The organism is Klebsiella oxytoca NBRC 105695 (assembly GCF_001598695.1).
Taxonomy (GTDB): domain Bacteria; phylum Pseudomonadota; class Gammaproteobacteria; order Enterobacterales; family Enterobacteriaceae; genus Klebsiella; species Klebsiella oxytoca.
Map to the genome: position 1 here is coordinate 86,782 of NZ_BCZK01000005.1, position 22,015 is coordinate 108,796.

Consider the following 22,015-nt stretch of genomic DNA (forward strand, 5'->3'; position numbering starts at 1 on the left):
TTTGCAAACTTAATTTAACATTTGACAAACAATTTGTTTGCATACACATTCGAAGGGTGGACATTATATTTAACAGTGCAATTCAGGGTCCGAAACTACAACAACGGCGGTGAATCATGGAAACCAATATCGTAGAAGTTGAGAATTTTGTTCAGCAGTCGGAAGAGAGACGGGTCAGCGCATTCACCTGGGAAGTGAAGCGCTACCTTGAGCGTTACCCCAATACGCAATACGTTGATGTGCTGTTAACCGATCTGAACGGCTGCTTCCGCGGTAAGCGGATCCCGGTCTCCAGCCTGAACAAGCTGGAGAAGGGCTGCTATTTCCCGGCTTCGGTATTTGCCATGGATATTCTCGGCAACGTGGTGGAAGAGGCGGGGCTCGGCCAGGAGATGGGCGAACCTGATCGCACCTGCGTGCCGGTGCTGGGGACCTTAACCCCGTCCGCGGCGGACCCGGAATACATTGGTCAGGTTCTGCTGACCATGGTTGATGAAGATGGCGCTCCCTTTGACGTTGAGCCGCGGAACGTTCTGAACCGCCTCTGGCAGCAGCTGCGCCAGCGCGGGCTGTTCCCCGTGGTAGCGGTAGAGCTGGAGTTCTATTTACTTGACCGCAAGCGCGACGCGGAAGGCTACCTGCAGCCGCCTTGCGCGCCGGGAACCGGCGATCGCAATACCCAAAGCCAGGTTTACTCCGTCGATAACCTCAACCATTTTGCCGACGTGCTTAACGATATTGATGAGATCGCTCAGCTCCAGCTGATCCCCGCCGACGGCGCGGTGGCAGAAGCTTCTCCCGGCCAGTTTGAAATCAACCTCCACCATACCGATAACGTACTCGATGCCTGCGATGATGCGCTGGCGTTAAAACGTCTCGTGCGTTTAATGGCGGAGAAGCATAAGATGCACGCCACTTTTATGGCGAAACCCTATGAAGAACACGCCGGTAGCGGGATGCATATCCACATCAGCATGCAGAACAACAAAGGCGAGAACGTGCTGGCTGACGCCGACGGTGAAGATTCCGCGATGTTAAAACGCGCGCTCGCCGGGATGATCGATCTGATGCCGGCATCGATGGCGCTGCTGGCGCCGAACGTGAACTCGTATCGCCGTTTCCAGCCGGGAATGTATGTGCCGACCCAGGCGTCGTGGGGGCATAACAACCGGACGGTGGCGCTGCGCATTCCATGCGGCGATCGGCACAACCATCGCGTCGAGTATCGGGTGGCCGGGGCGGATGCCAACCCATACCTGGTGATGGCGGCGATTTTTGCCGGCATCCTCCACGGGCTGGATAATCCGCTGCCGTTACAGGAAGAAGTGGAAGGCAATGGCCTTGAGCAGGAGGGGCTGCCGTTCCCGATTCGCCAGAGCGATGCGCTGTGGGAGTTTATGCAAAACGACCACCTGCGCGAGCGGCTTGGCGAACGCTTCTGCCACGTTTATCACGCCTGTAAAAATGACGAATTACTGCAATTTGAGCGTCTGATCACAGAGACTGAAATTGAGTGGATGTTGAAAAACGCCTGATTTTCGCCCCGCTAGGGGCGCTTTAGCATTATCACGAGTAGCATCATACGGCCTGAGCGGAGCCTGGTCGGACGTTTTTGCTGGGAGCCCAGCCATTCCCGGATGCCGCGTTAAGGAGCGCAGGCGGCAACGGGGCTTCAGTTAACGACACAGTGTGTAACGAGGTAGGAAATGATGCAGATGTTTAAATATCCGCAGGGAGAAGGGGGCCGTCATGGCCGCATGGAATGCGCCGCTACCGCCGCTCGTCGGTTCTTTTTACCTTTTGATTTGCCATTAACCCCGTTGCGAAGCAGGTTGGTTTCCCGGTCTCTACGACCGCAAGCCCAGGCGTGCAGCGGGGGAAATGGCCATGGCTATTAATCCCTCTCTCGACAACGCCTCCGGGGCGGGGAAACCGCGCCTGCGCAAATCCCTCAAGCTTTGGCAGGTGGTGATGATGGGCCTCGCCTATCTGACGCCGATGACGGTTTTTGATACTTTCGGCATTGTTTCCGGCATCAGCAACGGCCACGTTCCGGCATCCTATCTGCTGGCGCTGGCCGGCGTGCTGTTTACCGCCATCAGCTACGGCAAGCTGGTGCGCCAGTTTCCCCAGGCGGGCTCAGCCTACACCTATGCGCAGAAATCGATCAGCCCGCACGTCGGCTTTATGGTGGGCTGGTCGTCGCTGCTGGATTATCTGTTCCTGCCGATGATCAACGTGCTGCTGGCGAAGATTTATCTTTCCGCGCTGTTTCCGGACGTGCCGCCCTGGGTATGGGTGGTGACCTTTGTCGCGATTCTGACGGCGGCGAATCTGAAAAGCGTCAATCTGGTAGCGAACTTCAACACCCTGTTCGTGCTGGTGCAGATCTCGATTATGGTGGTCTTCATCGTGCTGGTGGTGCAGGGGCTGCATAAAGGGGAAGGGGTGGGCACCGTCTGGTCGCTGCAGCCTTTTATCAGCCAGAATGCGCACCTGATCCCGATTATTACCGGGGCGACGATCGTCTGCTTTTCATTCCTCGGCTTCGATGCGGTGACTACGCTTTCCGAAGAGACGCCGGACGCCGCGCGGGTAATCCCGAAGGCGATCTTTCTGACCGCGGTCTATGGCGGAGTGATTTTCATTGCCGCTTCGTTCTTTATGCAGCTCTTTTTCCCCGATATCAGCCGTTTTAAAGATCCGGATGCGGCGCTGCCGGAGATTGCTCTCTACGTCGGCGGCAAGCTGTTCCAGTCGATCTTCCTGTGCACGACGTTTGTGAATACGCTGGCCTCCGGCCTGGCGTCGCACGCCAGCGTTTCACGACTGCTGTACGTCATGGGCCGCGATAACGTTTTCCCGGAGCGTATTTTTGGCTACGTCCATCCGAAGTGGCGTACCCCAGCGCTCAACGTGATCATGGTGGGGATTGTCGCGCTGTCGGCGCTGTTCTTTGACCTGGTCACCGCCACGGCGCTGATTAATTTTGGCGCGCTGGTAGCATTCACCTTCGTTAATCTATCGGTGTTCAACCACTTCTGGCGGCGTAAAGGCTTTAACAAAACGTGGAAGGATCGCTTTCACTATCTGCTGCTCCCGATGGTCGGCGCGCTGACGGTGGGGGTACTGTGGATTAATCTGGAAGCGACATCGCTGACGCTCGGCCTGATATGGGCGGGGCTGGGGTTACTCTATCTGACTTACCTGACCCGCCGTTTCCGTAAACCGCCGCCGCAGTTTGACGGCGCTAAAGCGGAACAGGCCTGGGAATCGTAACCATTTTTTACGTCGACACAAAGGCAGGCGAAAGCGCCTGCCTTCTTTTTTGTCATTCTCGTTTGAAATCAGGCGGTCGGTTAGAAATAGCAGGGGCAAAAGGTAAGAATAGTGAGGATGAATTATTTCTTTTTCTTATGAGTTGGCAGTTGCGCGGAGCGCCGATCTTTGACGTAGGAGACCAGGCTGTAGACCGCGACTCCCAGCAAAACCACCGCGACGATAAAGAGCAGGATACCTGACATAGATTAACCTAATGTTATGTTTAACATGGAGAAAAAATACCGTGATATCGGGATAATAGCATCGGGATATTTCTTAAAGATGACCCGATGAGTCGGACGAGAATAGACAGCCAGCCGAGCAATGAAATTATTATTTACATGAATAAATGTGAAGAGTAAAGCTCGACGGTGATGAAAAAATGAACGGAGTAACACTCGTTTAAGCGAATTTACAGACCACGGCCCGGCAGGCTGCTACCCTTGGCCCGCTTAAATAGGGGGCGAGAGTAATCAATGGTGAATAAGCATATCGTCGGGCTGGCTGGGCTGCTGCTGATGGCGACGTCAGCAAGCAGCCTGGCCGATTCCGGCCATCAATCTATCCATGAACGCGTTGTCGAACGGATTTTAAAACCCTGCGAAGGAAAAAAAGCCGGAGATAAAGTGGTCATCGTTGACCATCACGGCGGCGAGCATGAGGCTATCTGCACTCTGGCGGCAGTACCGCTGCCGCAGTAATCCTGTTCACTGATTTTGCGACCCTCGGTCATCGCGGAAAGCGTATTTCTTTCCGTACTTTGCGAGCCATTGCCCGGAAAAATGTCATAAATTTGTCACAATCAAGGCGATGATAATCACTGACTGAGGATGAAGGGATGAGAAAAAGTCTACTTGCCGCCGCTGTGGCCGGCGCTGTTTTACTGTCCGCTGGCGTTCAGGCGCAGGAACCGGCCGCACCGGAAGGGTACCAGCTTCAGCAGGTGCTGATCATGAGCCGCCATAACCTGCGCGCGCCGCTGGCGAACAACGGCAGCGTGCTGGAGCAATCCACGCCAAAGTCCTGGCCAGAGTGGGATGTCCCCGGTGGACAGCTGACCACCAAGGGCGGAGTGCTGGAAGTCTACATGGGGCACTATATGCGCGAATGGCTGGCGCAGCAGGGAGTGGTGACCAGCGGCGAATGCCCGCCGGAGAACGCGGTCTACGCCTATGCCAATAGCCTGCAGCGTACCGTCGCCACCGCGCAGTTCTTTATCACCGGCGCGTTCCCCGGCTGCGGCGTGACCGTACATCATCAGGAAAAAATGGGCACCATGGACCCGACGTTTAATCCGGTGATCACCGATGATTCCGCCGCCTTCAGCGAAAAGGCCGTACAGGCGATGGAGAAAGAGCGGCAGGGGATGCAGCTGAGCGAAAGCTATAAGCTGCTGGAGGAGATGACCGACTACCGTAACTCCCCGTCCTGTAAAGAGAAGCAGCAGTGCTCGCTGAGCGACGCGAAAGATACCTTTAGCGCTAAATATCAGCAGGAGCCGGGCGTTTCCGGGCCGCTTAAAGTCGGCAACTCGCTGGTTGACGCCTTTACACTGCAATATTATGAAGGTTTCCCGAAAGACCAGGTGGCGTGGGGTGAAATTAACAGCGATAAGCAGTGGCAGGTGCTGTCGAAGCTGAAAAACGGCTATCAGGACAGTCTGTTTACTTCGCCGGAAGTGGCGCGCAATGTGGCCAAACCGCTGGTGAAATATATTGATAACGTTCTGGTAGGGGACGCGGCGAAGTCGGCGAAAGTGACGCTGCTGGTGGGGCACGACTCTAATATCGCCTCGCTGCTGACGGCGCTGGATTTTAAACCTTATCAGCTGCACAACCAGTACGAACGCACGCCCATCGGCGGCAAGCTGGTGTTCCAGCGCTGGCATGATAAGAGCGGCAATCGTGATTTGATGAAGATCGAGTATCTGTACCAAAGCACCGAGCAGTTGCGTAATGCCGATGCGCTGACCCTGCAATCGCCGCCGCAGCGGGTAACGCTGGCGCTGAACGGTTGTCCTGTGGATGACAACGGCTTCTGCCCAATGGATACCTTTAAAAAGGCGATGGCCGAGGCGACAAAGTAGCAGAGCATAAAAAACCCGGAGCAATCCGGGTCTTGCTGCCGATGTTTAGCCGGGTGTTGTCGCCTGGACTGGCGCAACGCGCCGCCTCCGGGAAGCTCATGCAATAAATCCAGGAGGCGGTACTGCGTACCTGTCCGGGCTACACGTTCTTGCGTTCGATGGTTTGTTCGCCCCAGAACAGCGAGTCTTTGTCGGTTTTGGCGAAGGCGCGGGGCAGGACTTCATCGCTGCCTTCTTCCCAGATTTTCTCCGCCAGCTTTTCATCATAATTGGCGAGTTCAAAAATTGCCTCGGCAATTTCAGGAGATGTATTGCGCAGACTTGCCCATTCACCCACGCGGTGGGCCTTTGCTTCTTGATTCGGCATGCTTTTCCTCCTGCTGAAGATTAACCGTGTAATTTAACTGCCAGACCTGCAACGTGTTGACCCTGATAGCGGGCAATGGCCAATTCTTCTTCACTTGGCTGACGCGATCCGTCTCCGCCGGCAATGGTGGTGGCGCCGTAAGGCGTGCCGCCGCGAACCTGCGAGACATCAAACAGCTCCTGAGCGCCGTAGCCAATCGGCACAATGATCATCCCGTGGTGGGCAAGGGTGGTCCAGGTGGAGGTGATGGTCTGTTCCTGACCGCCGCCGGTACCGGTTGAGCTGAATACGCTGGCCAGTTTGCCGTACAGCGCGCCGGATGCCCACAGACCGCCAGTTTGATCGAGGAAGGTGCGCATCTGCCCGGACATGTTGCCGAAGCGGGTAGGGGTACCAAAGATGATGGCATCGTACTCAGCCAGCTCCTGCGGTGTGGCAACGGGGGCGTTTTGTGTTTTCCCGCCTGCTTTGGCAAAAACCTCTGCCTGCATGGTTTCCGGCACGCGCTTCACGACCACTTCCACGCCATCGACTTTGTTAGCCCCTTCGGCGACGGCATGCGCCATGGTCTCGATGTGTCCGTACATTGAATAATAAAGCACCAGAATCTTAGCCATTTGCATCACTCCTCGGTTGCGTTATGCGCCAGCCAGACGACTGGCTACCTTTAAAGATAAGATCTCTGGCGAAGAGTGCAAATGTAACAATCATTTGTTTGATTTATAACAAAAATGCAAAAAATAGCGGCTGTTGCAAAAAGATACATCTTTGGCGGCGCTATTTTAGGCTGTCATAAGAGTTGCTTAGCGCAGAATGTGCGCCATAGCGGCGGTTGTTATCAGAAATCTATTTCAGGATATGACTATCTGCCTACAGCCGCTTCTGTATTCGCTAACCTTAACAGTACGCGATCGGAAAATGGGATCGCGGAGGCTAAGGCCTTTTGTTTCACCTAATGCAGCATGATGTCTAACCTAAATGGAGGTCAGTAATGGCAAACCATCGTGGCGGTACCGGCAACTTTGCTGAAGACCGTGAAAGAGCATCAGAAGCAGGTCGTAAAGGTGGCCAGCATAGCGGGGGAAACTTTAAAAACGATCCTCAGCGCGCTTCCGAAGCTGGTAAAAAAGGGGGAAAAAACAGTCACGGCAGCCGCGATAGCTAGCGCCGTCCTGATTGTCTGCCGATAGGGGTTAATCTCCAGAGCAAACCCCATCGCCCTCACCGCCGACGTGTAGTCGGCGGTTTTTTTTATCCCGATGCATGCAGATGCCGCTAAGCGGAAGTAGCCCCCGCCCTGCGGCTAATGCCTTAGCCGGGCTACGGGTTGGCGCTGTTTTGTCGCCCCGGTAAGCGTAGCGCGACCGGGGATTTCCCGGTACGGGTCTGCTGGCGTTGCACGCTTTCATACCGGGGTGACGTTGGTTTGCCCGGCCTCACGCGGACGGCGGTTAAGCAGAGCGTGGAGCAGAATCGCGCCGAAGGTGGCCGTGCCGATCCCGCCGAGGGTAAAGCCACCGAGCGAAAGCGCAAAATCGCCCGCCCCCAGCACCAGCGTCACTGCCACCATAATCAGATTCGCATTCTGGCTCAGATCCACCCGATTCTGTACCCAAATTCGCGCGCCCGCGACGGCAATCAGGCCAAACACCACGATCGATGCGCCGCCGATCACCGGTCCCGGAATGGTATGGATCAGTGCGCCGAATTTCGGTGAAAACCCAAGCAGCATCGCAATCAGCGCCGCCGCGACGAACACCAGCGTCGAGTACACTTTGGTGACCGCCATCACGCCGATATTCTCCGCATAGGTAGTCACGCCGCTGCCGCCAACCGAGCCGGAGAGCATCGTTGCCAGCCCGTCGCCGACGAACGCGCGGCCCATATACGGGTCCATATTGCGCCCGGTCATCCCGGCAACCGCCTTCAGGTGGCCGAGATTTTCCGCCACCAGAATTACCGCCACGGGAGCGATCAGCATCATTGCCTGGCCGTTAAAGGTCGGGGCGGTCAGCTGCGGCAAACCGAACCACGCCGCCTGCGCAAGCAGGCTAAAATCCAGCGGCTTGCCCAGCCCGAGGCCGTTGGCCAGCAGCGCGTAGAGGGCGCAGGCGATAATCAGCCCGACGAGGATCAGCAGCCGCTGCAGCATCCCGCGGGTAAACACTGCCACCAGGCCGATACAGAGCACGGTCAGCACCGCCATCCAGCCGTCGAACGGCGTCGCTGATACGCTGCGAACCGCAATAGGGGCCAGATTAAGACCAATCGCCATCACCACCGCGCCGGTGACCACTGGCGGCATCAGCCGCTCAATCCAGCGGGTACCGAGTTTCATCACTACCAGACCAATCAGGGTATACACCAGTCCGCAGAGGATAATTCCGCCCAACGCGACGCTAAGGTGCGGGTTAAGCCCCTGGCCGTTGAAGCCGGTGACGGCGATGACCACGCCGACAAAGGCGGCGCTGGAACCAAGGTAGCTCGGCACGCGCCCGCCGGTGACCAAAAAGAACAGCAGGGTGCCGACGCCGGACATCAGGATCGACAGATTAGGATCTAACCCCATCAGGATTGGCATCAGAACGGTTGCGCCAAACATCGCCACCGCGTGCTGAACGCCCATCACCACGGTTTGCCCGACCGACAGCCGTTCATCGGGGGCCACGACGCCGGACGCGGCGGAGGGGGAGGTTAACTGCCAGCGAGGAAAATCGAAGAGAGCCATGATGAGATCCTGGGTTTAGGGTTAACAGGCTGGACGCATCAGCGTGTGGTAGCCGCGATCGAACCACATCAGTCCACGCGGTTCCGGATGGCGAACAATCGCCGCCACTTCGCAAAACAGAATGTCGTGCGTCCCGACGCTGACGATCTGGCTGATGCGGCAGTCGAAGCTGACCAGCGCTGCCTCCAGACGCGGGCAGCCGGTCGCGCCGGTTTGCCAGTCGGCGGCGGCGAAGCGCTCCGCCATCGGCGTTTTACCGCCGAAAAGGTTCGAGAGTCCTTCCTGACCGGCCGCCAGGGTATTAACGCACAGCGCCTGATGCTGGCTGAAGATCGGCCATACCGAGGCTGAACGATTCAGGCAGACCAGCAGCGTGGGCGGCGCGTCGGTGACGCTGCAAACCGCGCTGGCGGTAAATCCTGCGCGGCCTGCGGGACCATCGGTGGTGATAATGTTCACCGCCGCTCCGACGTGGGCCATGGCGTCGCGAAAGCTTTGTTTATCGGCAAGAGACATGCGGGCTCCTTATACCAGCTGGCAGGCATCATCAAAGGACAGACGCGGCAGGCGCGCGTACAGTTTACCGGGATCGCCGTAGCCGATATTAATCAGCAGGTTGCTTTTCCAGGCGCCGTCGGCAAAAAACGCCGCATCGACTTTTTCGCGGTCAAAACCCGACATCGGACCGGTATCCAGGCCCAGCGCGCGGCAGGCGAAAATCAGGTATGCCGCCTGCAATGAGCTGTTGCGAAAGGCGGTCTCCTCCGCCATTTGCGAACTGGAGGTAAACCAGCTGCGGGCGTCGCCGTGGGGGAACAGCTCCGGCAGCCGGTCATAGAACGCGCGGTCCCAGGCGACAATAGCGGTGACTGGCGCCTGCAGGGTCTTCGCGATGTTGCCGCTCGACAGGGCCGGGCGCAGCTTCTCTTTACCTTCCGGGGTGCGGACGAAAACGAAGCGCGCCGGGGAGCAGTTGGCGGAGGTCGGCCCCATTTTCAGCAAGTCGTAGAGTTCGCGCAGCTGCGCGTCGCTGACCGGCTTATCCAGCCAGCCGTTGTGGGTTCGGGCCTCGGTGAACAGCGCGGCGCAGGCGGCCGGGCTAATGGCTTCGCTCATAGGTTCTCCTGGGGTACGGGCAGCATCGCGGCCAGCCCGTCGCATAAAATAGGGTTAAAGGTGGCGCTATCGGTGACGTTGCAGGCGTGGCCGCCCCAGGCCATTTCCACCAGTTGGCTGTCGGGGATTGCCGCCTGCAGCAGGCGGGAGCAGGAGGCCGGGACCAGCAGATCGTCAGCGGCGCTGATAACCAGCGTCGGGCAGACGATGGCTGCCGCCCGGCGCGAAAAGTCGGCCTGCTTGAGAGCATTCAGCCTTTTCAGCAGATTCTCTTTGCCCTGGAAATGGCTGATGGCGAGCGCGTCTTCGGCCTCCAGACGCGGTAGGCGAGAAGCCATCCACTCCGCCGGATAGAGGAACAGCGGCTGCGCTTCTACCCACGCCTGCGCGCCGCCCGCGTGCAGCAGGCGCTCGCGCACCAGGAAGCAGCGGCGAGTATGCGGGGAGAGCGTCAGCCAGCCGTTCACCAGTACCAGGGCGCTTATCGCTTCGGGATGGTCCAGCGCGAGCTGCAGGCCAATCAGCGCCCCCAGGGCGTGGCCGACCAGCGCAAAGCGCCCAATACCCGCCTCCAGCAGCGCCGCGTAGAGCTCCTGCGCCATCTGCGCCATGCTATAGCCGGCGGGCAACGGGCCGCCGTTTTCGCCGGTGCCGTTGTGGTCATAGCTCACCAGCTGGTAGTGCGCTTCCAGCGCCGAACGCTGCGGCAGCCAGTAGCCGCCCGCGCCGCCGAGCCCGGCGCTCAGAACCACCACCGGCGCGCCGGGATAAGGCGCCGGGGAGATATTCAGCTTCATCATGCCGGTTTCCCGATATGGGCGACGGTGGCGATCTCCACCAGCGCTTCGGGCTTCACCAGCCCGCACTGAATGCAGAAACGCGCCGGTTTGTCGCCGGGGAAGAACTCCGCGTAGACTTCGTTAATCGCGGCGTAGTTTTTCCAGTCGGTGATAAAGATGCTGTTGAAGGTCACATCCGCCATACTGCCCCCCGCCGTCTCGATAACGCTCCTGATGGTTTCCAGCACGTGGCGGGTTTGCGCCTTTGGGTCGCCGATGTAAACCACGTTATTTTGCTTATCGAACGGCAGGGTGCCGGAGACGTAAACCACGCCGTCGGCCAGCGTGCCGGGAACAAACGGTGCGATAGGCGCGGTGGTGCCTGGCGGAATAATCACCTGTTTAGGCATAACGTTTCTCCTCGGTAAATGCGTGCGGCGCGGCGGGCTCAAGGGCATTACAGAAGCTGGCGACATCGCTGACCCAGCCAAAGAAGGTTTCGATATTAAACAGCGCCGCCTGCTGGGCAAACGCCGGACCGGCCTGGTGCGTAGCGTCCTCCAGCACGATGCCGAAATATTCGAGGAAAAAGCCGTCGCGCAGGGTTGATTCCACGCAGACGTTGGTGGCGATGCCGGTAAACACCAGATGGCGGATGCCGCGGCTGCGCAGGATGCTGTCGAGCGCGGTATTAAAGAAGCCGCTGTAGCGCGGTTTCGGCAGCACGATATCGCCGGGCTGCGGCTTAAGCTGATCGACCAGCTGATAGTCCCAGCCGCCTTTCGCCAGCAGCTTGCCCTGCAGCTCCGGGTTCTGGCGCATGGTTTTCAGCGCGTTGGATTTATGAAAATTGGGCGAACCGGGGCCGCCGGCCTCCACGTACTGGTCATCCCAGCCGTTCTGAAACCAGATAACCAGCATCCCGGCGGCGCGCGCGGCGGCCACGGCGAGGTTGATATTGTCGATAACCGGTCGGGTGGTGGAAACATCAAAGCCGGCGAGGTCGAGATAGCCGCCCTGGCTGGCGTAGGCGTTCTGCATATCGACGACGATCAGCGCGCTTTGTAGCGGCGCGAAGGTCAGGGATTCCGGGCGAGCGGGCAGGGTAATCATCAGGCAACCTCTTGAGTCATGGTGGCAATATGGTCGCGGCAGCGCATCAGCGGCTGAATGCGCTGTCCAAAGGCTTCGATACCGATAAGGAAATCATCAAACGTCAGCAGCACGCCGTCGGTGCCGGGAACCGCCGCCACCTCGTCGAGCATACGGGCGACATTGGCGTAGGAGCCCACAAGAGTGCCCATGTTGATATTGACCGCCGAGGTGGGATCGGCCATCTGGCGCACGTTGGTGTCGCTGCCGGAACGGGTGTCTTTCTGGCTCTGTTCCGTCAGCCACGCCAGCGCCTCGTCATCCGCGCCGGCTTTGTAATGCTCCCATTTGGCCCGGGCTGCCTCGTCGGTTTCGTCGGCAATCACCATAAACAGGACGTAGGAGCCGACGTCGCGGCCGGTTTTTTCCGCCGCCTGCATCATCCGGGCGGCGGTGGGGGCAAAGGCGGCAGGGGTGTTCACGCCTTTACCGAAGCAGAAGTTATAGTCAGCGTGTTGGGCGGAGAACGCCATACCGGCATCGCTTTGCCCGGCGCAGATGACCTTCATCGGCTGCGACGGCTGCGGGCTGACCCGGCAGTCATTCATGGTGAAGTAGTCGCCTTTGAAGTCGCTGCGCCCGGTTCCCCACAGGTCGCGCAGGACCTGGACATATTCGGTGAGGTAGTCATAGCGGCTGGCAAAATAGTCATCGCCCGGCCAGATGCCCATCTGCTCGTACTCCGGCTTTTGCCAGCCGGTGACCAGATTGACGCCAAAGCGGCCGCCGGAGATAGAGTCAATGGTTGAGGCCATGCGGGCGACGATCGCCGGGGGCAAGGTCAGGGTGGCGGCGGTGGCGTAGATCTGGATGCGTGAAGTCACGGCGGCCAGTCCGGCCATCAGGGTGAAGGACTCCAGATTATGATCCCAGAATTCGGTTTTGCCGCCGAAGCCGCGCAGTTTGATCATCGATAGCGCGAAATCGAAGCCGTAGTGTTCGGCTTTTTGCACGATAGCCTTATTGAGCTCAAACGTCGGCATGTACTGGGGAGCATGGGTGGAAATCAGCCAGCCGTTATTACCAATCGGAACGAAGACACCAATTTTCATACCTACCTCTCTGCATGTCGTTGAACAAGAAGGCGCGGCGCTGCATCCTGCATCTCCCTCAATCACCTCGCCTGAAAGATAAAGCAAAGGCGATGCCAGTTTTATAAAGGCTAATGTTATTAATGTGTTGCGTTATGGTTGCTGAAAATGGCAGCAATAAAAGTGGACTGAATGGTCAAAATCGGTGCACGAAAAAGCCGCAGTCGTGCGCAATCGGGGTGCACAGAGTCGTGCCGGCGCTGGGCTTTTGCTATGCTGATGGCGGGAAAAGAAGGAGATAATGCATGGCACAGGGCGGCGTGAAAAAGATCGGCAAACGTTCACAGGCGGTGAGCGCAAAAAAAGAGGCTATTCTGGCCGCCGCGCTGGACGCGTTCTCGCAGTATGGCATTCACGGCACGCGGCTTGAGCAGGTTGCCGAGCTGGCCGGGGTGTCGAAAACCAATTTGCTCTATTACTACCCCTCGAAAGAAGCACTGTATATCGCGGTGCTGCAGCAGATCCTGGCTATCTGGCTGGCGCCGCTCAAGGCGTTTCGTGAAGACATCAGTCCGCTGGTGGCCATCGGCGAATATATTCGCCTTAAGCTGGAGGTTTCCCGCGATCACCCGCAGGCGTCAAAGCTGTTTTGTCTGGAGATGCTGCAAGGTGCGCCACTGCTGATGGGCGAGCTGACCGGCGATCTGAAAGCGTTGGTAGATGAGAAGTCGGCGATTATTTCCGGCTGGGTTGAGAGCGGCAGGCTGGCGCCCGTCGACCCGCAGCATCTGATCTTTATGATCTGGGCGACTACGCAGCATTACGCCGATTTCGCCACTCAGGTTGAGGCGGTAACCGGCGCGACGCTGCGCGATGAGGCGTTTTTTCAGCAAACCGTCGATAACGTCCAGCGGATGATTATCGAAGGGATTCGGGTGCGTTAATTGGCGGGCGGCAGCGGGCAGCTCTGATCGCCATCCTCGCACTGCAGCAGCGAAGCGAGATACGACTCGCGCTCGACGGTTTTATCGGACATGCACTGGTTGATCAGCATCGGCTGTACGCTGCCGCCTTCTGCGCCGGAGGCGAGGAATTGACAGTCGGCGTCGCGCAGGGCAATCCACGTCAGCTGCGCTTTTTTCAGCAGTTCCTGCTGTTTTTCAGAGGCGCGCTTCAGCGCTTCCTGATACGTTTCATTTAATTTTTTGTCGTCAGCCTGGTACTGCTCGGCGGTGCATTGGTTCATTTCCGTTTGATTGCTGGCGTTGCTACATTCGTCCGCCAGCGCATGGGTGCTTGCCAGCAGCGCGGCAAAAGCGAGTAAAGTGCGTTTCATTGGTCAACTCCCATAAAAAAAGCTCCCGTCCGGGAGCCTTAATTAACCACAGCCTGCGTCTGGTGTCATTAGCTGACGTTGTGCCGTCTGCTTTCCCGGGGGCGGCGCGGAGCGCCTTGCCCGGGCGACAGGTCTACAGCCGCCCGGACAGATGCGCAGCATCGCCGCCGGGAAACGGTTTAGCCAATCGTCATCAGGCTGGCGTTGCCGCCGGCTGCGGCGGTATTGACGCTGAGCGAACGTTCAATATAGAGCCGCTCCAGCAGCAGATTGCTCTCGCCGCGGGCGAAGCCCTGCACCGAAACAATCGCGCCATCGCGCGCCGCTACCTGTTCACACAGCTCACGCAGCTGATCGGAATCGCCGTGGTAGATAACCGCATCGAAAGGCTCGCTCGCCAGGGTTTCCGCTTTGGCAAAGTGGATCCGTTCGCTGACTTCGCGCGGCAGCTTTTTCGCCAGCTCGCGCTGCAGAGGCGCGTCAGGCCACAGCACTTCGCACCCCACGGCGGTCACGCCCGCCAGCTGGGTGAGCGCGTCCTGCTCGTTATCGGCGACGCACAGCACGCGGTCGCGCGGCATAAAGGTCAGGGTGTTGCGCTCACCGGTTGGGCCCGGAAGCAGACGCTGGGTACCGGCCTGCGCCTGTTCGCTGAACTGTTGGCACAGGGCCTGCAGTTCCGGGCGGTCTTTAGCCCACTGCTGTAACGCGAGCAGCGGTTTCTCCAGCAGCGTTTTCAACTGCGCGTCCAGCGGGTACTCCGCATCCTGGCGGGCGAGGGTGATCCCGACGGCGTTCTGCGGCCGGCTGGAGAGCAGTCGGTACAGATACAGCGGGCCGCCGGCTTTTGGACCCGTACCCGACAGGCCCTCGCCGCCGAACGGCTGCACGCCGACCACGGCGCCAACCATATTACGGTTGACGTACAGGTTGCCGACGTTGGCGTTGCCGGTGACCTGCGCGATGGTTTCGTCAATACGGGTATGCACGCCCAGGGTCAGGCCATAACCCGAGGCGTTGATCTGCTCAACCAGCCCGTCCAGCTCGTTGCGGTTATAGCGCACCACGTGGAGCACCGGGCCGAAGACCTCTTTTTTCAGCTCGTCGAAGCTATCGAGTTCGATCAGCGTCGGTGGAACGAAAGTACCGCTGGTCCACTCGCGCGAATCTTCACTGGTTTCGCGCACCGCCTGGAAGACTTTGCGCCCTTTGGCGCGCAGCGTCTGAATATGGCGCTCAATGTTCTCTTTGGCTTCGGCGTCAATAACCGGCCCGATATCGGTGGTCAGGCGGCCCGGATTGCCCATCCGGCACTCGGCCATCGCGCCGCGCAGCATCGTCAGCGTATGGTCGGCGATATCATCCTGCAGGCAGAGCACGCGCAGCGCAGAGCAGCGCTGTCCCGCGCTGTCGAACGCCGAGGCAAGAACGTCGATCACCACCTGTTCGGTCAGGGCGGAAGAGTCAACGATCATCGCGTTCATGCCGCCGGTTTCAGCGATGAGCGGCGTCGGGCGACCCTGAGCATCCAGGCGGCTGGCGATATTGCGCTGCAGTAGCGTGGCGACTTCGGTTGAGCCGGTGAACATCACGCCGCGAACGCGCTCGTCGGAAGTCAGCGCCGCACCGACGGTTTCTCCGCGGCCCGGCAGCAGTTGAATAACCCCCGGCGGTACGCCCGCTTCCAGCAGGATAGCGACGCCCTGAGCGGCGATCAGCGGCGTCTGTTCGGCGGGTTTCGCCAGAACGGTGTTGCCGGCCGCCAGCGCGGCAGCAATTTGGCCGGTAAAGATTGCCAGCGGGAAGTTCCACGGGCTGATACACACTACCGGGCCGAGCGGACGATGGGTTTCGTTATCAAAATCCGCGCGCACCTGGCCTGCGTAATAGTGCAGGAAATCCACCGCTTCACGCACTTCGGCAATGGCATTGCTGAAGGTTTTTCCCGCCTCGCGCACCAGGATACCCATCAGCGTTGGCATCTGGCCTTCCATCAGTACCGCAGCGCGTTCGAGGATCGCCGCGCGCTCCTGCGGCGGGGTGGCGAACCAGATCGGCGCGTTGTTGACCGCGCTGGTCAGCGCCAGCTGAACTTCAGCCTCGCTGGCTTCGCGCACGTGGCCGACGATATCTTTTGGCTCCGCCGGGTTGATGACTGGCTGCATTTCGCCTTCGGCAACCGGCTGTTCCAGCATCGGCAGCGCCTGCCATTTATGCAGCGCGCTGTTTAAGAGCGAGGAAGAGAGGGAGGCCAGGCGATGCTCGTTGGCCAGATCCAGACCGGCTGAGTTACTGCGCCCCTTGCCGTAGAGATCGCGCGGCAGCGGGATTTTCGGATGCGGCAGGCCAACCTGACCTTCCTGCTGGGCCAGTTTTTCCACGGCGGCGACCGGGTCAGCAACCAGCTCATCCAGCGGCAGGGTGCTGTCGGCGATGCGGTTCACGAACGAGGTGTTAGCGCCGTTTTCCAGCAGGCGACGCACAAGGTAGGCCAGCAGCGTTTCGTGGGTGCCCACCGGCGCATAAATACGGCAGGGACGGTTGAGTTTGCCATCGGCGACTTTGCCGGTCACCTGCTCATACAGCGGTTCGCCCATGCCGTGCAGGCACTGGAACTCATACTGACCGGGGTAGTAGTTTTGTCCGGCGAGCTGATAAATCGCCGCCAGGGTATGCGCGTTATGCGTTGCGAACTGCGGATAGATCAGGTTCGGCACCGCCAGCAGCTTTTTCGCGCAGGCCAGATAGGAGACATCGGTATAAACCTTGCGGGTATAGACCGGATAGCCTTCGAGCCCGTCCATCTGCGCGCGTTTGATTTCGCTATCCCAGTAGGCGCCTTTTACCAGACGAATCATCAGGCGGCGACGGCTGCGGGTAGCCAGGTCGATCAGGTAGTCAATGACGAACGGGCAGCGTTTCTGATAGGCCTGGATCACAAAGCCAATCCCGTTCCAGCCCGCCAGCTCCGGCTCAAAGCAGAGTTTTTCCAGCAGATCGAGCGAGATCTCCAGGCGATCGGCCTCTTCGGCGTCAATGTTGATACCGATATCGTACTGGCGAGCCAGCAGGGTTAGCGATTTCAGGCGCGGGTAAAGCTCATCCATCGCGCGATCGTACTGGGCGCGGCTATAGCGCGGATGCAGCGCGGAGAGTTTAATCGAAATGCCCGGCCCTTCATAAATCCCCCGGCCGTTCGAGGCTTTGCCTATGGCATGAATAGCCTGCTGATAGGAAACCATATAGGCCTGGGCATCGTCAGCGGTCAGCGCCGCTTCGCCCAGCATATCGTAGGAGTAGCGGAAGCCTTTGTCTTCCAGCTTGCGGGCATTGGCCAGCGCTTCGGCGATGGTTTCGCCGGTGACGAACTGCTCGCCCATCAGGCGCATCGCCATATCGACGCCTTTACGAATCAGCGGTTCGCCGCTCTTGCCGATAATACGGTTCAGCGAACGCGACAGGCTGGTTTCGTTATGGGTCGAGACCAGCTTGCCGGTAAACAGTAGCCCCCAGGTGGCGGCATTGACGAACAGCGAGGGGCTGCGGCCGATATGCGATTGCCAGTTGCCGTTGCTGATTTTGTCGCGGATCAGGGCATCGCGGGTGGCTTTGTCGGGAATGCGCAGCAGCGCCTCCGCCAGGCACATCAGGGCCACGCCTTCCTGCGACGAGAGCGAGAACTCCTGCAGCAGGCTCTGCACCATTCCTGCGCGGCCGCTGGCGGTTTTCTGGTTGCGCAGCTTCTCCGCCAGCTGATATGCCAGCTTGTGGGCCTGCTCGCCGAGATTCTGCGGCAGGCGAGCCTGCTCCAGCAGCATCGGCACGGCGTCGGTTTCGGCCCAACGCCAGGCGGCGGTAATTGACGCGCGGGAGACGGACTGCGGCAGGATCTGCTCAGCGAATTCGAGGAACGGCTGCCAGGGCTCATCGCCCGGACTGCCCGTTTCATCGCTTTCGTTAGCCGCGCCGGAAAGTAACGCCGGTAGCTCAGGCAGCGTCTCGTCGTTTTCCAGCTTTTCCAGATAATTGAAAATGGCCTGCTTAATCAGCCAGTGCGGCGTACGGTCAATACGGCTCGCCGCGGATTTAATACGTTCGCGCGTCGCGTCGTCAAGTTTTACACCCATGGTGGTGGTGCCCATGTCAGGAACTCCTGTTATTGGTCATTCGCTTTATCCTTCAACCCGCCTCTTTATTGGCTGCATTACCACGCTCCGGCCACAAGGTTAACGATGTCGCCGGATGCTGATAAATTTGCCGCCCGGACGCCGAGTGATTGATTTGGCGAAGTTCGCTTCTGTGCAGTGATGAGGTTGCGTAGAAATATCTACCATGTTGCAACTTTGTGCAACCTTGTTAATTGAGAATTGTGCTGCAGGCCTGAAATTGCCGTAATTGTTAAATTGTATGGCGTTAATAGCAGCTATTCATTCCCTTTATATTTGGGGTTTTATCTGCGTGACTTAACACTTTTACGTGGTGCAACCGATAAAAACGTGAGAGAGTGCAACCTATTACAAAATGAAGTTTGGTCCCCGATGCATTTAGTGTAAATGCTGTGTTAAATCATTTGTGAAAAAACAAAGCTTCCGTCAGGATACGGTCGCCCAATACAACCAAAAGGCCATTGCCCCGTTCCGGTAGTGGATAAAACGACAAATCTGGACGCTGTCGACAAAAAATTCTGGAGATTTTTACATGGCTATTAGCACACCCATGTTGGTGACTTTTATTGTTTATATTTTTGGCATGGTACTCATCGGTTTTATTGCCTGGCGTTCGACGAAGAACTTTGATGATTATATTCTCGGCGGCCGCAGCCTTGGCCCATTCGTCACCGCGCTCTCCGCCGGCGCTTCAGATATGAGCGGTTGGCTGCTGATGGGGCTGCCCGGCGCAATATTTATCTCCGGGATTTCCGAAAGCTGGATTGCCATTGGCCTGACGCTAGGCGCATGGATTAACTGGAAGCTGGTGGCGGGGCGTTTGCGGGTACACACCGAGGTGAATAATAACGCGCTGACGCTGCCGGATTATTTCACCGGCCGTTTTGAAGATAAAAGCCGGGTGCTGCGAATTATCTCGGCGCTGGTGATTCTGTTATTTTTCACCATCTATTGCGCATCCGGTATTGTGGCCGGAGCGCGTCTGTTTGAAAGCACCTTTGGCATGAGCTATGAAACCGCGCTGTGGGCCGGCGCGGCGGCAACCATTATTTATACCTTCGTCGGCGGTTTCCTTGCGGTGAGCTGGACCGATACCGTCCAGGCCAGCCTGATGATATTTGCCCTGATCCTGACGCCGGTCATGGTGATTATTTCGGTCGGCGGCTTTGGCGAATCGCTGGAGGTTATCAAGCAAAAGAGCATTGAGAACGTTGATATGCTGAAAGGGCTGAACTTCGTGGCGATTATTTCGCTGATGGGCTGGGGGCTGGGCTATTTTGGCCAGCCGCATATCCTGGCGCGCTTTATGGCGGCGGACTCGCACCATAGCATCGTACACGCCCGTCGTATCAGCATGACCTGGATGATCCTCTGCCTGGCGGGGGCCGTAGCCGTTGGCTTCTTCGGCATCGCTTACTTCAACAACAACCCGGGCGTGGCGGGCGCAGTTAATCAGAACGCTGAACGCGTCTTTATCGAACTGGCGCAGATTCTGTTCAACCCGTGGATTGCCGGGATTCTGCTGTCGGCGATCCTGGCGGCGGTCATGTCGACCCTGAGCTGCCAGCTGCTGGTTTGCTCGAGCGCCATCACCGAAGATCTGTATAAAGCGTTTTTGCGTAAAAATGCCGGTCAGCAGGAGCTGGTATGGGTTGGCCGCTTTATGGTGCTGGCCGTGGCGCTGGTCTCCATTGCCCTTGCAGCGAACCCGGAGAACCGTGTGCTGGGGCTGGTGAGCTACGCCTGGGCCGGCTTCGGCGCTGCGTTTGGTCCGGTGGTGCTGTTCTCGGTGATGTGGTCGCGAATGACGCGTAACGGCGCGCTGGCCGGGATGATCATCGGCGCCGTCACGGTGATTGTCTGGAAACAGTTCGCCTGGCTGGGCCTGTATGAAATTATCCCGGGCTTTATTTTCGGTAGCATCGGAATTGTGGTCTTCAGCCTGCTGGGTAAAGCGCCTTCCGCAGAGATGCAAAAACGCTTTGCCGAAGCGGACGCCCATTACCACTCCGCGCCGCCGGTGCGCGCGACCGCCGAGTAATGCTCTGTCGCATCATCAAGCCCGCATCATGCGGGCTTTATTGTTTGTGCCTCTTGCTAATCGATTGAAAATACGCTGATATCTGAGCATAAATATCAATGAGGGTAGCAAAATGAGTGTCAAACAGGGTGCGATGGCGTTAGTACTGGCAGGGATTTTAAGCGGCTGCGTAGCGCCCGCCGCGAAGATGGCCCCGGCGGCGGATGCTGATGCCTGCCCGGCGGATAACGCCATGGTGCAAACCACGCTTTATTTTGGCTTAAGCCGTCCGGCCGGGAAGGACATTACCGCCCAGGAGTGGCAGCAGTTCGTTGATCGCGACGTGACGACGCGCTTTCGCGATGGCCTGACGGTCTTTGACGCGCGCGGTCAGTGGCTCGGCAATGACGGAACCGTGGCGCGCGAGCAGAGCAAGGCGCTGATGCTGATCCATGGCAAAGATGCGAAGAGCGAAGAGGGGATTGAGGCGCTGCGCAATACCTATAAATCGCGCTTTGCACAGGAGTCGGTCATGCGCGTTGACCAGCCGGTCTGCGTGCACTTTTAATTGGCATCTGATGAAAGGCCCGGGTTGCGGCTAACGCCTTACCCGGGCTACGCAACCTCAGCTCGTACGAGCTGGCAGCCCGGGCAAGGCGCTCTGCGCCGTCCCCCGGATCACAGGCAATAACTGCGGTTACAGTACCAGACCAGCAAAGCTGGCAGAGAGCAGGCTGACCAGCGTTGCGCCATACACCAGCCGCAGGCCAAAGCGGGAAACGATATTCCCCTGCTGCTCGTTCAGACCCTTAATCGCCCCGGCGATGATGCCGATAGAAGCGAAGTTGGCGAAGGAGACCAGGAACACTGATAAGATACCCAGCCCGCGCGGCGTCATGCTGGCAGCGATTTTTTGTAGCTCAATCATGGCGACAAATTCATTGGCCACCAGCTTAGTCGCCATAATACTGCCGGCGCTCAGCGCATCGCTTAGCGGGATACCAATCAGCCACGCCAGCGGATAGAAGACATAGCCGAGTATCTGCTGGAAGCTCAGGCCAAACAGGGTGGCGAAGAGCGCGTTAATGGCGCTAATTAAGGCGATAAAGCCAATCAGCATCGCCAGAATAATCATGGCGACTTTGAATCCGGCCAGAATATATTCACCGAGCATTTCAAAGAAGCTCTGCGATTCATGAAGCTTCTCAAGCTTGATCTCTTCCTCGCTGCCTGGTCGCGTCGGATTAATGATCGACAGCACAATAAAAGTGCTGAACATATTCAGGATCAGCGCGGCAACGACATATTTCGCGTCGAGCATACTCATATAAGCGCCGACAATGGACAGCGAAACCGTCGACATTGCAGTGGCCGACATGGTGAACAGGCGGCGCGAAGAGAGGTCGCCGAGCACGCCCTTATAGGCAATAAAGTTCTCTGATTGCCCGAGGATCAGCGAACTGACCGCGTTGAAAGATTCCAGCTTACCCATACCGTTAACTTTCGATAACAGGGTACCAATCAGGCGAATAAAAATCGGCAGAATACGCCAGTGCTGAAGAATACCGATGAGCGCGGAGATAAAGACAATCGGGCACAGCACGCCAAGGAAAATAAACGCCAGCCCTTTTTCACTCATGCCGCCAAATACAAAGTTGGTGCCTTCGGCAGCGAAGCCGAGCAGTGATTCAAAAAAGGATGCAATATTTTTCACTAGCCACAGGCCGCTTTCGGCGTGGAGAAAAAAGAAAGCCAGCGCAACTTCAAAAATAATTAACTGGATAATATAGCGAATGCGGATTTTTTTACGGTCGTAACTGGCAAGCCAGGCGAGCGCGAGGATAACCGCCAGCGCCAGCAGGAAGTGCAGGAATTGAGTCATGTTGTTCATTTCGCAGTAAATAAGGCCGCCA

At 58.1% G+C, this 22,015-nt stretch carries 21 protein-coding genes; 8 read left to right on the forward strand and 13 right to left on the reverse strand.

What is annotated here, in order from left to right; genetic code table 11:
* The first annotated feature begins 116 nt into the window (after positions 1-116).
* Positions 117-1,535 carry a glutamate-putrescine ligase gene (gene puuA, locus KO1_RS10295; RefSeq protein ID WP_004112067.1) on the forward strand — a complete coding sequence of 473 codons (1,419 nt, stop codon included), beginning with the start codon at positions 117-119 and terminating at the stop codon, positions 1,533-1,535.
* Positions 1,536-1,887: 352 nt separating this feature from the next.
* Entirely contained in the window at positions 1,888-3,279 is a 1,392-nt protein-coding gene (locus KO1_RS10300; protein WP_004100961.1) for an APC family permease, read from the forward strand.
* Between the two features lie 122 nt (positions 3,280-3,401).
* Here KO1_RS10300 and KO1_RS28135 read toward each other — a convergent pair whose 3' ends face one another.
* Complete coding sequence (locus KO1_RS28135) at positions 3,402-3,524, reverse strand: small membrane protein (RefSeq protein ID WP_004100963.1); 123 nt, start codon at positions 3,522-3,524, stop codon at positions 3,402-3,404.
* A 273-nt stretch (positions 3,525-3,797) separates the two neighbouring features.
* On the opposite strand from KO1_RS28135, the gene KO1_RS10305 reads away from it, so the two are divergent.
* Both KO1_RS10305 and agp read left to right on the forward strand, forming a co-directional pair.
* Positions 3,798-4,022, forward strand: coding sequence for a hypothetical protein (locus KO1_RS10305; RefSeq protein WP_004112069.1), 225 nt, complete (start codon positions 3,798-3,800; stop codon positions 4,020-4,022).
* A gap of 137 nt (positions 4,023-4,159) precedes the next feature.
* Entirely contained in the window at positions 4,160-5,407 is a 1,248-nt protein-coding gene (gene agp / locus KO1_RS10310; protein WP_004100966.1) for a bifunctional glucose-1-phosphatase/inositol phosphatase, read from the forward strand.
* Positions 5,408-5,546: 139 nt separating this feature from the next.
* Here agp and KO1_RS10315 read toward each other — a convergent pair whose 3' ends face one another.
* Both KO1_RS10315 and wrbA read right to left on the reverse strand, forming a co-directional pair.
* Positions 5,547-5,774 (reverse strand): YccJ family protein, encoded by a 228-nt coding sequence (locus KO1_RS10315; protein ID WP_004100967.1) that lies wholly within the window; start codon positions 5,772-5,774, stop codon positions 5,547-5,549.
* 20 nt (positions 5,775-5,794) lie between these two features.
* Positions 5,795-6,391 carry an NAD(P)H:quinone oxidoreductase gene (gene wrbA / locus KO1_RS10320; protein ID WP_004100968.1) on the reverse strand — a complete coding sequence of 199 codons (597 nt, stop codon included), beginning with the start codon at positions 6,389-6,391 and terminating at the stop codon, positions 5,795-5,797.
* Between the two features lie 374 nt (positions 6,392-6,765).
* On the opposite strand from wrbA, the gene KO1_RS10325 reads away from it, so the two are divergent.
* The gene (locus KO1_RS10325; protein ID WP_004100969.1) at positions 6,766-6,939 is read left to right on the forward strand and encodes a con-10 family general stress protein; all 174 of its coding nucleotides are present in this window, start codon (positions 6,766-6,768) and stop codon (positions 6,937-6,939) included.
* Between the two features lie 240 nt (positions 6,940-7,179).
* Here the strand turns inward: KO1_RS10325 and rutG are convergent, their stop codons facing one another.
* The 7 genes from rutG to rutA are packed head-to-tail and all read right to left on the reverse strand — an operon-like array spanning position 7,180 to position 12,601.
* Positions 7,180-8,502: a pyrimidine utilization transport protein G gene (gene rutG / locus KO1_RS10330; RefSeq protein ID WP_004100970.1), complete on the reverse strand. Its 1,323-nt coding sequence runs from the start codon at positions 8,500-8,502 to the stop codon at positions 7,180-7,182.
* A 21-nt stretch (positions 8,503-8,523) separates the two neighbouring features.
* Positions 8,524-9,018, reverse strand: coding sequence for an NADH-dependent FMN reductase RutF (gene rutF, locus KO1_RS10335; protein WP_004100971.1), 495 nt, complete (start codon positions 9,016-9,018; stop codon positions 8,524-8,526).
* A gap of 9 nt (positions 9,019-9,027) precedes the next feature.
* On the reverse strand, positions 9,028-9,618 hold the full coding sequence (locus KO1_RS10340) for a malonic semialdehyde reductase (protein ID WP_004112075.1): 591 nt from the start codon (positions 9,616-9,618) through the stop codon (positions 9,028-9,030).
* Positions 9,615-10,418 carry a pyrimidine utilization protein D gene (gene rutD, locus KO1_RS10345; protein ID WP_004112078.1) on the reverse strand — a complete coding sequence of 268 codons (804 nt, stop codon included), beginning with the start codon at positions 10,416-10,418 and terminating at the stop codon, positions 9,615-9,617. Before rutD ends, KO1_RS10340 begins: the two co-directional genes overlap by 4 nt.
* Positions 10,415-10,807, reverse strand: a complete 393-nt coding sequence (gene rutC / locus KO1_RS10350) for a pyrimidine utilization protein C (RefSeq protein WP_004100974.1) — start codon at positions 10,805-10,807, stop codon at positions 10,415-10,417. The genes rutD and rutC overlap by 4 nt, the downstream gene beginning before the upstream one ends.
* Entirely contained in the window at positions 10,800-11,510 is a 711-nt protein-coding gene (gene rutB / locus KO1_RS10355; RefSeq protein ID WP_004100975.1) for a pyrimidine utilization protein B, read from the reverse strand. Before rutB ends, rutC begins: the two co-directional genes overlap by 8 nt.
* Positions 11,510-12,601, reverse strand: a complete 1,092-nt coding sequence (rutA, locus tag KO1_RS10360) for a pyrimidine utilization protein A (RefSeq protein ID WP_004100980.1) — start codon at positions 12,599-12,601, stop codon at positions 11,510-11,512. The genes rutB and rutA overlap by 1 nt, the downstream gene beginning before the upstream one ends.
* 284 nt (positions 12,602-12,885) lie before the next feature.
* Here rutA and rutR point away from each other — a divergent pair, with 284 nt between their 5' ends.
* Positions 12,886-13,524, forward strand: a complete 639-nt coding sequence (rutR, locus tag KO1_RS10365) for an HTH-type transcriptional regulator RutR (protein WP_004100981.1) — start codon at positions 12,886-12,888, stop codon at positions 13,522-13,524.
* On the opposite strand, the gene KO1_RS10370 is transcribed toward rutR, so the two are convergent.
* Positions 13,521-13,916 (reverse strand): lysozyme inhibitor LprI family protein, encoded by a 396-nt coding sequence (locus KO1_RS10370; protein ID WP_004100983.1) that lies wholly within the window; start codon positions 13,914-13,916, stop codon positions 13,521-13,523. The two genes, rutR and KO1_RS10370, sit on opposite strands and share 4 nt — an antisense overlap.
* 179 nt (positions 13,917-14,095) lie before the next feature.
* A complete protein-coding gene (putA, locus tag KO1_RS10375) occupies positions 14,096-18,058 on the reverse strand; it encodes a trifunctional transcriptional regulator/proline dehydrogenase/L-glutamate gamma-semialdehyde dehydrogenase (RefSeq protein WP_004112096.1) in 3,963 nt (1,320 codons plus the stop codon).
* 556 nt (positions 18,059-18,614) lie between these two features.
* On the opposite strand from putA, the gene putP reads away from it, so the two are divergent.
* On the forward strand, positions 18,615-20,123 hold the full coding sequence (gene putP / locus KO1_RS10380; RefSeq protein WP_004100988.1) for a sodium/proline symporter PutP: 1,509 nt from the start codon (positions 18,615-18,617) through the stop codon (positions 20,121-20,123).
* Positions 20,124-20,235: 112 nt separating this feature from the next.
* Entirely contained in the window at positions 20,236-20,670 is a 435-nt protein-coding gene (locus KO1_RS10385; protein WP_004112099.1) for a DUF3574 domain-containing protein, read from the forward strand.
* A 129-nt stretch (positions 20,671-20,799) separates the two neighbouring features.
* On the opposite strand, the gene KO1_RS10390 is transcribed toward KO1_RS10385, so the two are convergent.
* On the reverse strand, positions 20,800-21,984 hold the full coding sequence (locus KO1_RS10390; protein ID WP_024274018.1) for a NupC/NupG family nucleoside CNT transporter: 1,185 nt from the start codon (positions 21,982-21,984) through the stop codon (positions 20,800-20,802).
* Positions 21,985-22,015: the final 31 nt, after the last annotated feature.

Bases quoted from the DNA above. Each gene is read 5' to 3' on its own strand.
- puuA (WP_004112067.1), top strand. From the start codon at position 117: ATGGAAACCAATATCGTAGAAGTTGAGAATTTTGTTCAGCAGTCGGAA.
- KO1_RS10300 (WP_004100961.1), top strand. From the start codon at position 1,888: ATGGCTATTAATCCCTCTCTCGACAACGCCTCCGGGGCGGGGAAACCG.
- KO1_RS28135 (WP_004100963.1), bottom strand. From the start codon at position 3,524: ATGTCAGGTATCCTGCTCTTTATCGTCGCGGTGGTTTTGCTGGGAGTC.
- KO1_RS10305 (WP_004112069.1), top strand. From the start codon at position 3,798: ATGGTGAATAAGCATATCGTCGGGCTGGCTGGGCTGCTGCTGATGGCG.
- agp (WP_004100966.1), top strand. From the start codon at position 4,160: ATGAGAAAAAGTCTACTTGCCGCCGCTGTGGCCGGCGCTGTTTTACTG.
- KO1_RS10315 (WP_004100967.1), bottom strand. From the start codon at position 5,774: ATGCCGAATCAAGAAGCAAAGGCCCACCGCGTGGGTGAATGGGCAAGT.
- wrbA (WP_004100968.1), bottom strand. From the start codon at position 6,391: ATGGCTAAGATTCTGGTGCTTTATTATTCAATGTACGGACACATCGAG.
- KO1_RS10325 (WP_004100969.1), top strand. From the start codon at position 6,766: ATGGCAAACCATCGTGGCGGTACCGGCAACTTTGCTGAAGACCGTGAA.
- rutG (WP_004100970.1), bottom strand. From the start codon at position 8,502: ATGGCTCTCTTCGATTTTCCTCGCTGGCAGTTAACCTCCCCCTCCGCC.
- rutF (WP_004100971.1), bottom strand. From the start codon at position 9,018: ATGTCTCTTGCCGATAAACAAAGCTTTCGCGACGCCATGGCCCACGTC.
- KO1_RS10340 (WP_004112075.1), bottom strand. From the start codon at position 9,618: ATGAGCGAAGCCATTAGCCCGGCCGCCTGCGCCGCGCTGTTCACCGAG.
- rutD (WP_004112078.1), bottom strand. From the start codon at position 10,418: ATGATGAAGCTGAATATCTCCCCGGCGCCTTATCCCGGCGCGCCGGTG.
- rutC (WP_004100974.1), bottom strand. From the start codon at position 10,807: ATGCCTAAACAGGTGATTATTCCGCCAGGCACCACCGCGCCTATCGCA.
- rutB (WP_004100975.1), bottom strand. From the start codon at position 11,510: ATGATTACCCTGCCCGCTCGCCCGGAATCCCTGACCTTCGCGCCGCTA.
- rutA (WP_004100980.1), bottom strand. From the start codon at position 12,601: ATGAAAATTGGTGTCTTCGTTCCGATTGGTAATAACGGCTGGCTGATT.
- rutR (WP_004100981.1), top strand. From the start codon at position 12,886: ATGGCACAGGGCGGCGTGAAAAAGATCGGCAAACGTTCACAGGCGGTG.
- KO1_RS10370 (WP_004100983.1), bottom strand. From the start codon at position 13,916: ATGAAACGCACTTTACTCGCTTTTGCCGCGCTGCTGGCAAGCACCCAT.
- putA (WP_004112096.1), bottom strand. From the start codon at position 18,058: ATGGGCACCACCACCATGGGTGTAAAACTTGACGACGCGACGCGCGAA.
- putP (WP_004100988.1), top strand. From the start codon at position 18,615: ATGGCTATTAGCACACCCATGTTGGTGACTTTTATTGTTTATATTTTT.
- KO1_RS10385 (WP_004112099.1), top strand. From the start codon at position 20,236: ATGAGTGTCAAACAGGGTGCGATGGCGTTAGTACTGGCAGGGATTTTA.
- KO1_RS10390 (WP_024274018.1), bottom strand. From the start codon at position 21,984: ATGACTCAATTCCTGCACTTCCTGCTGGCGCTGGCGGTTATCCTCGCG.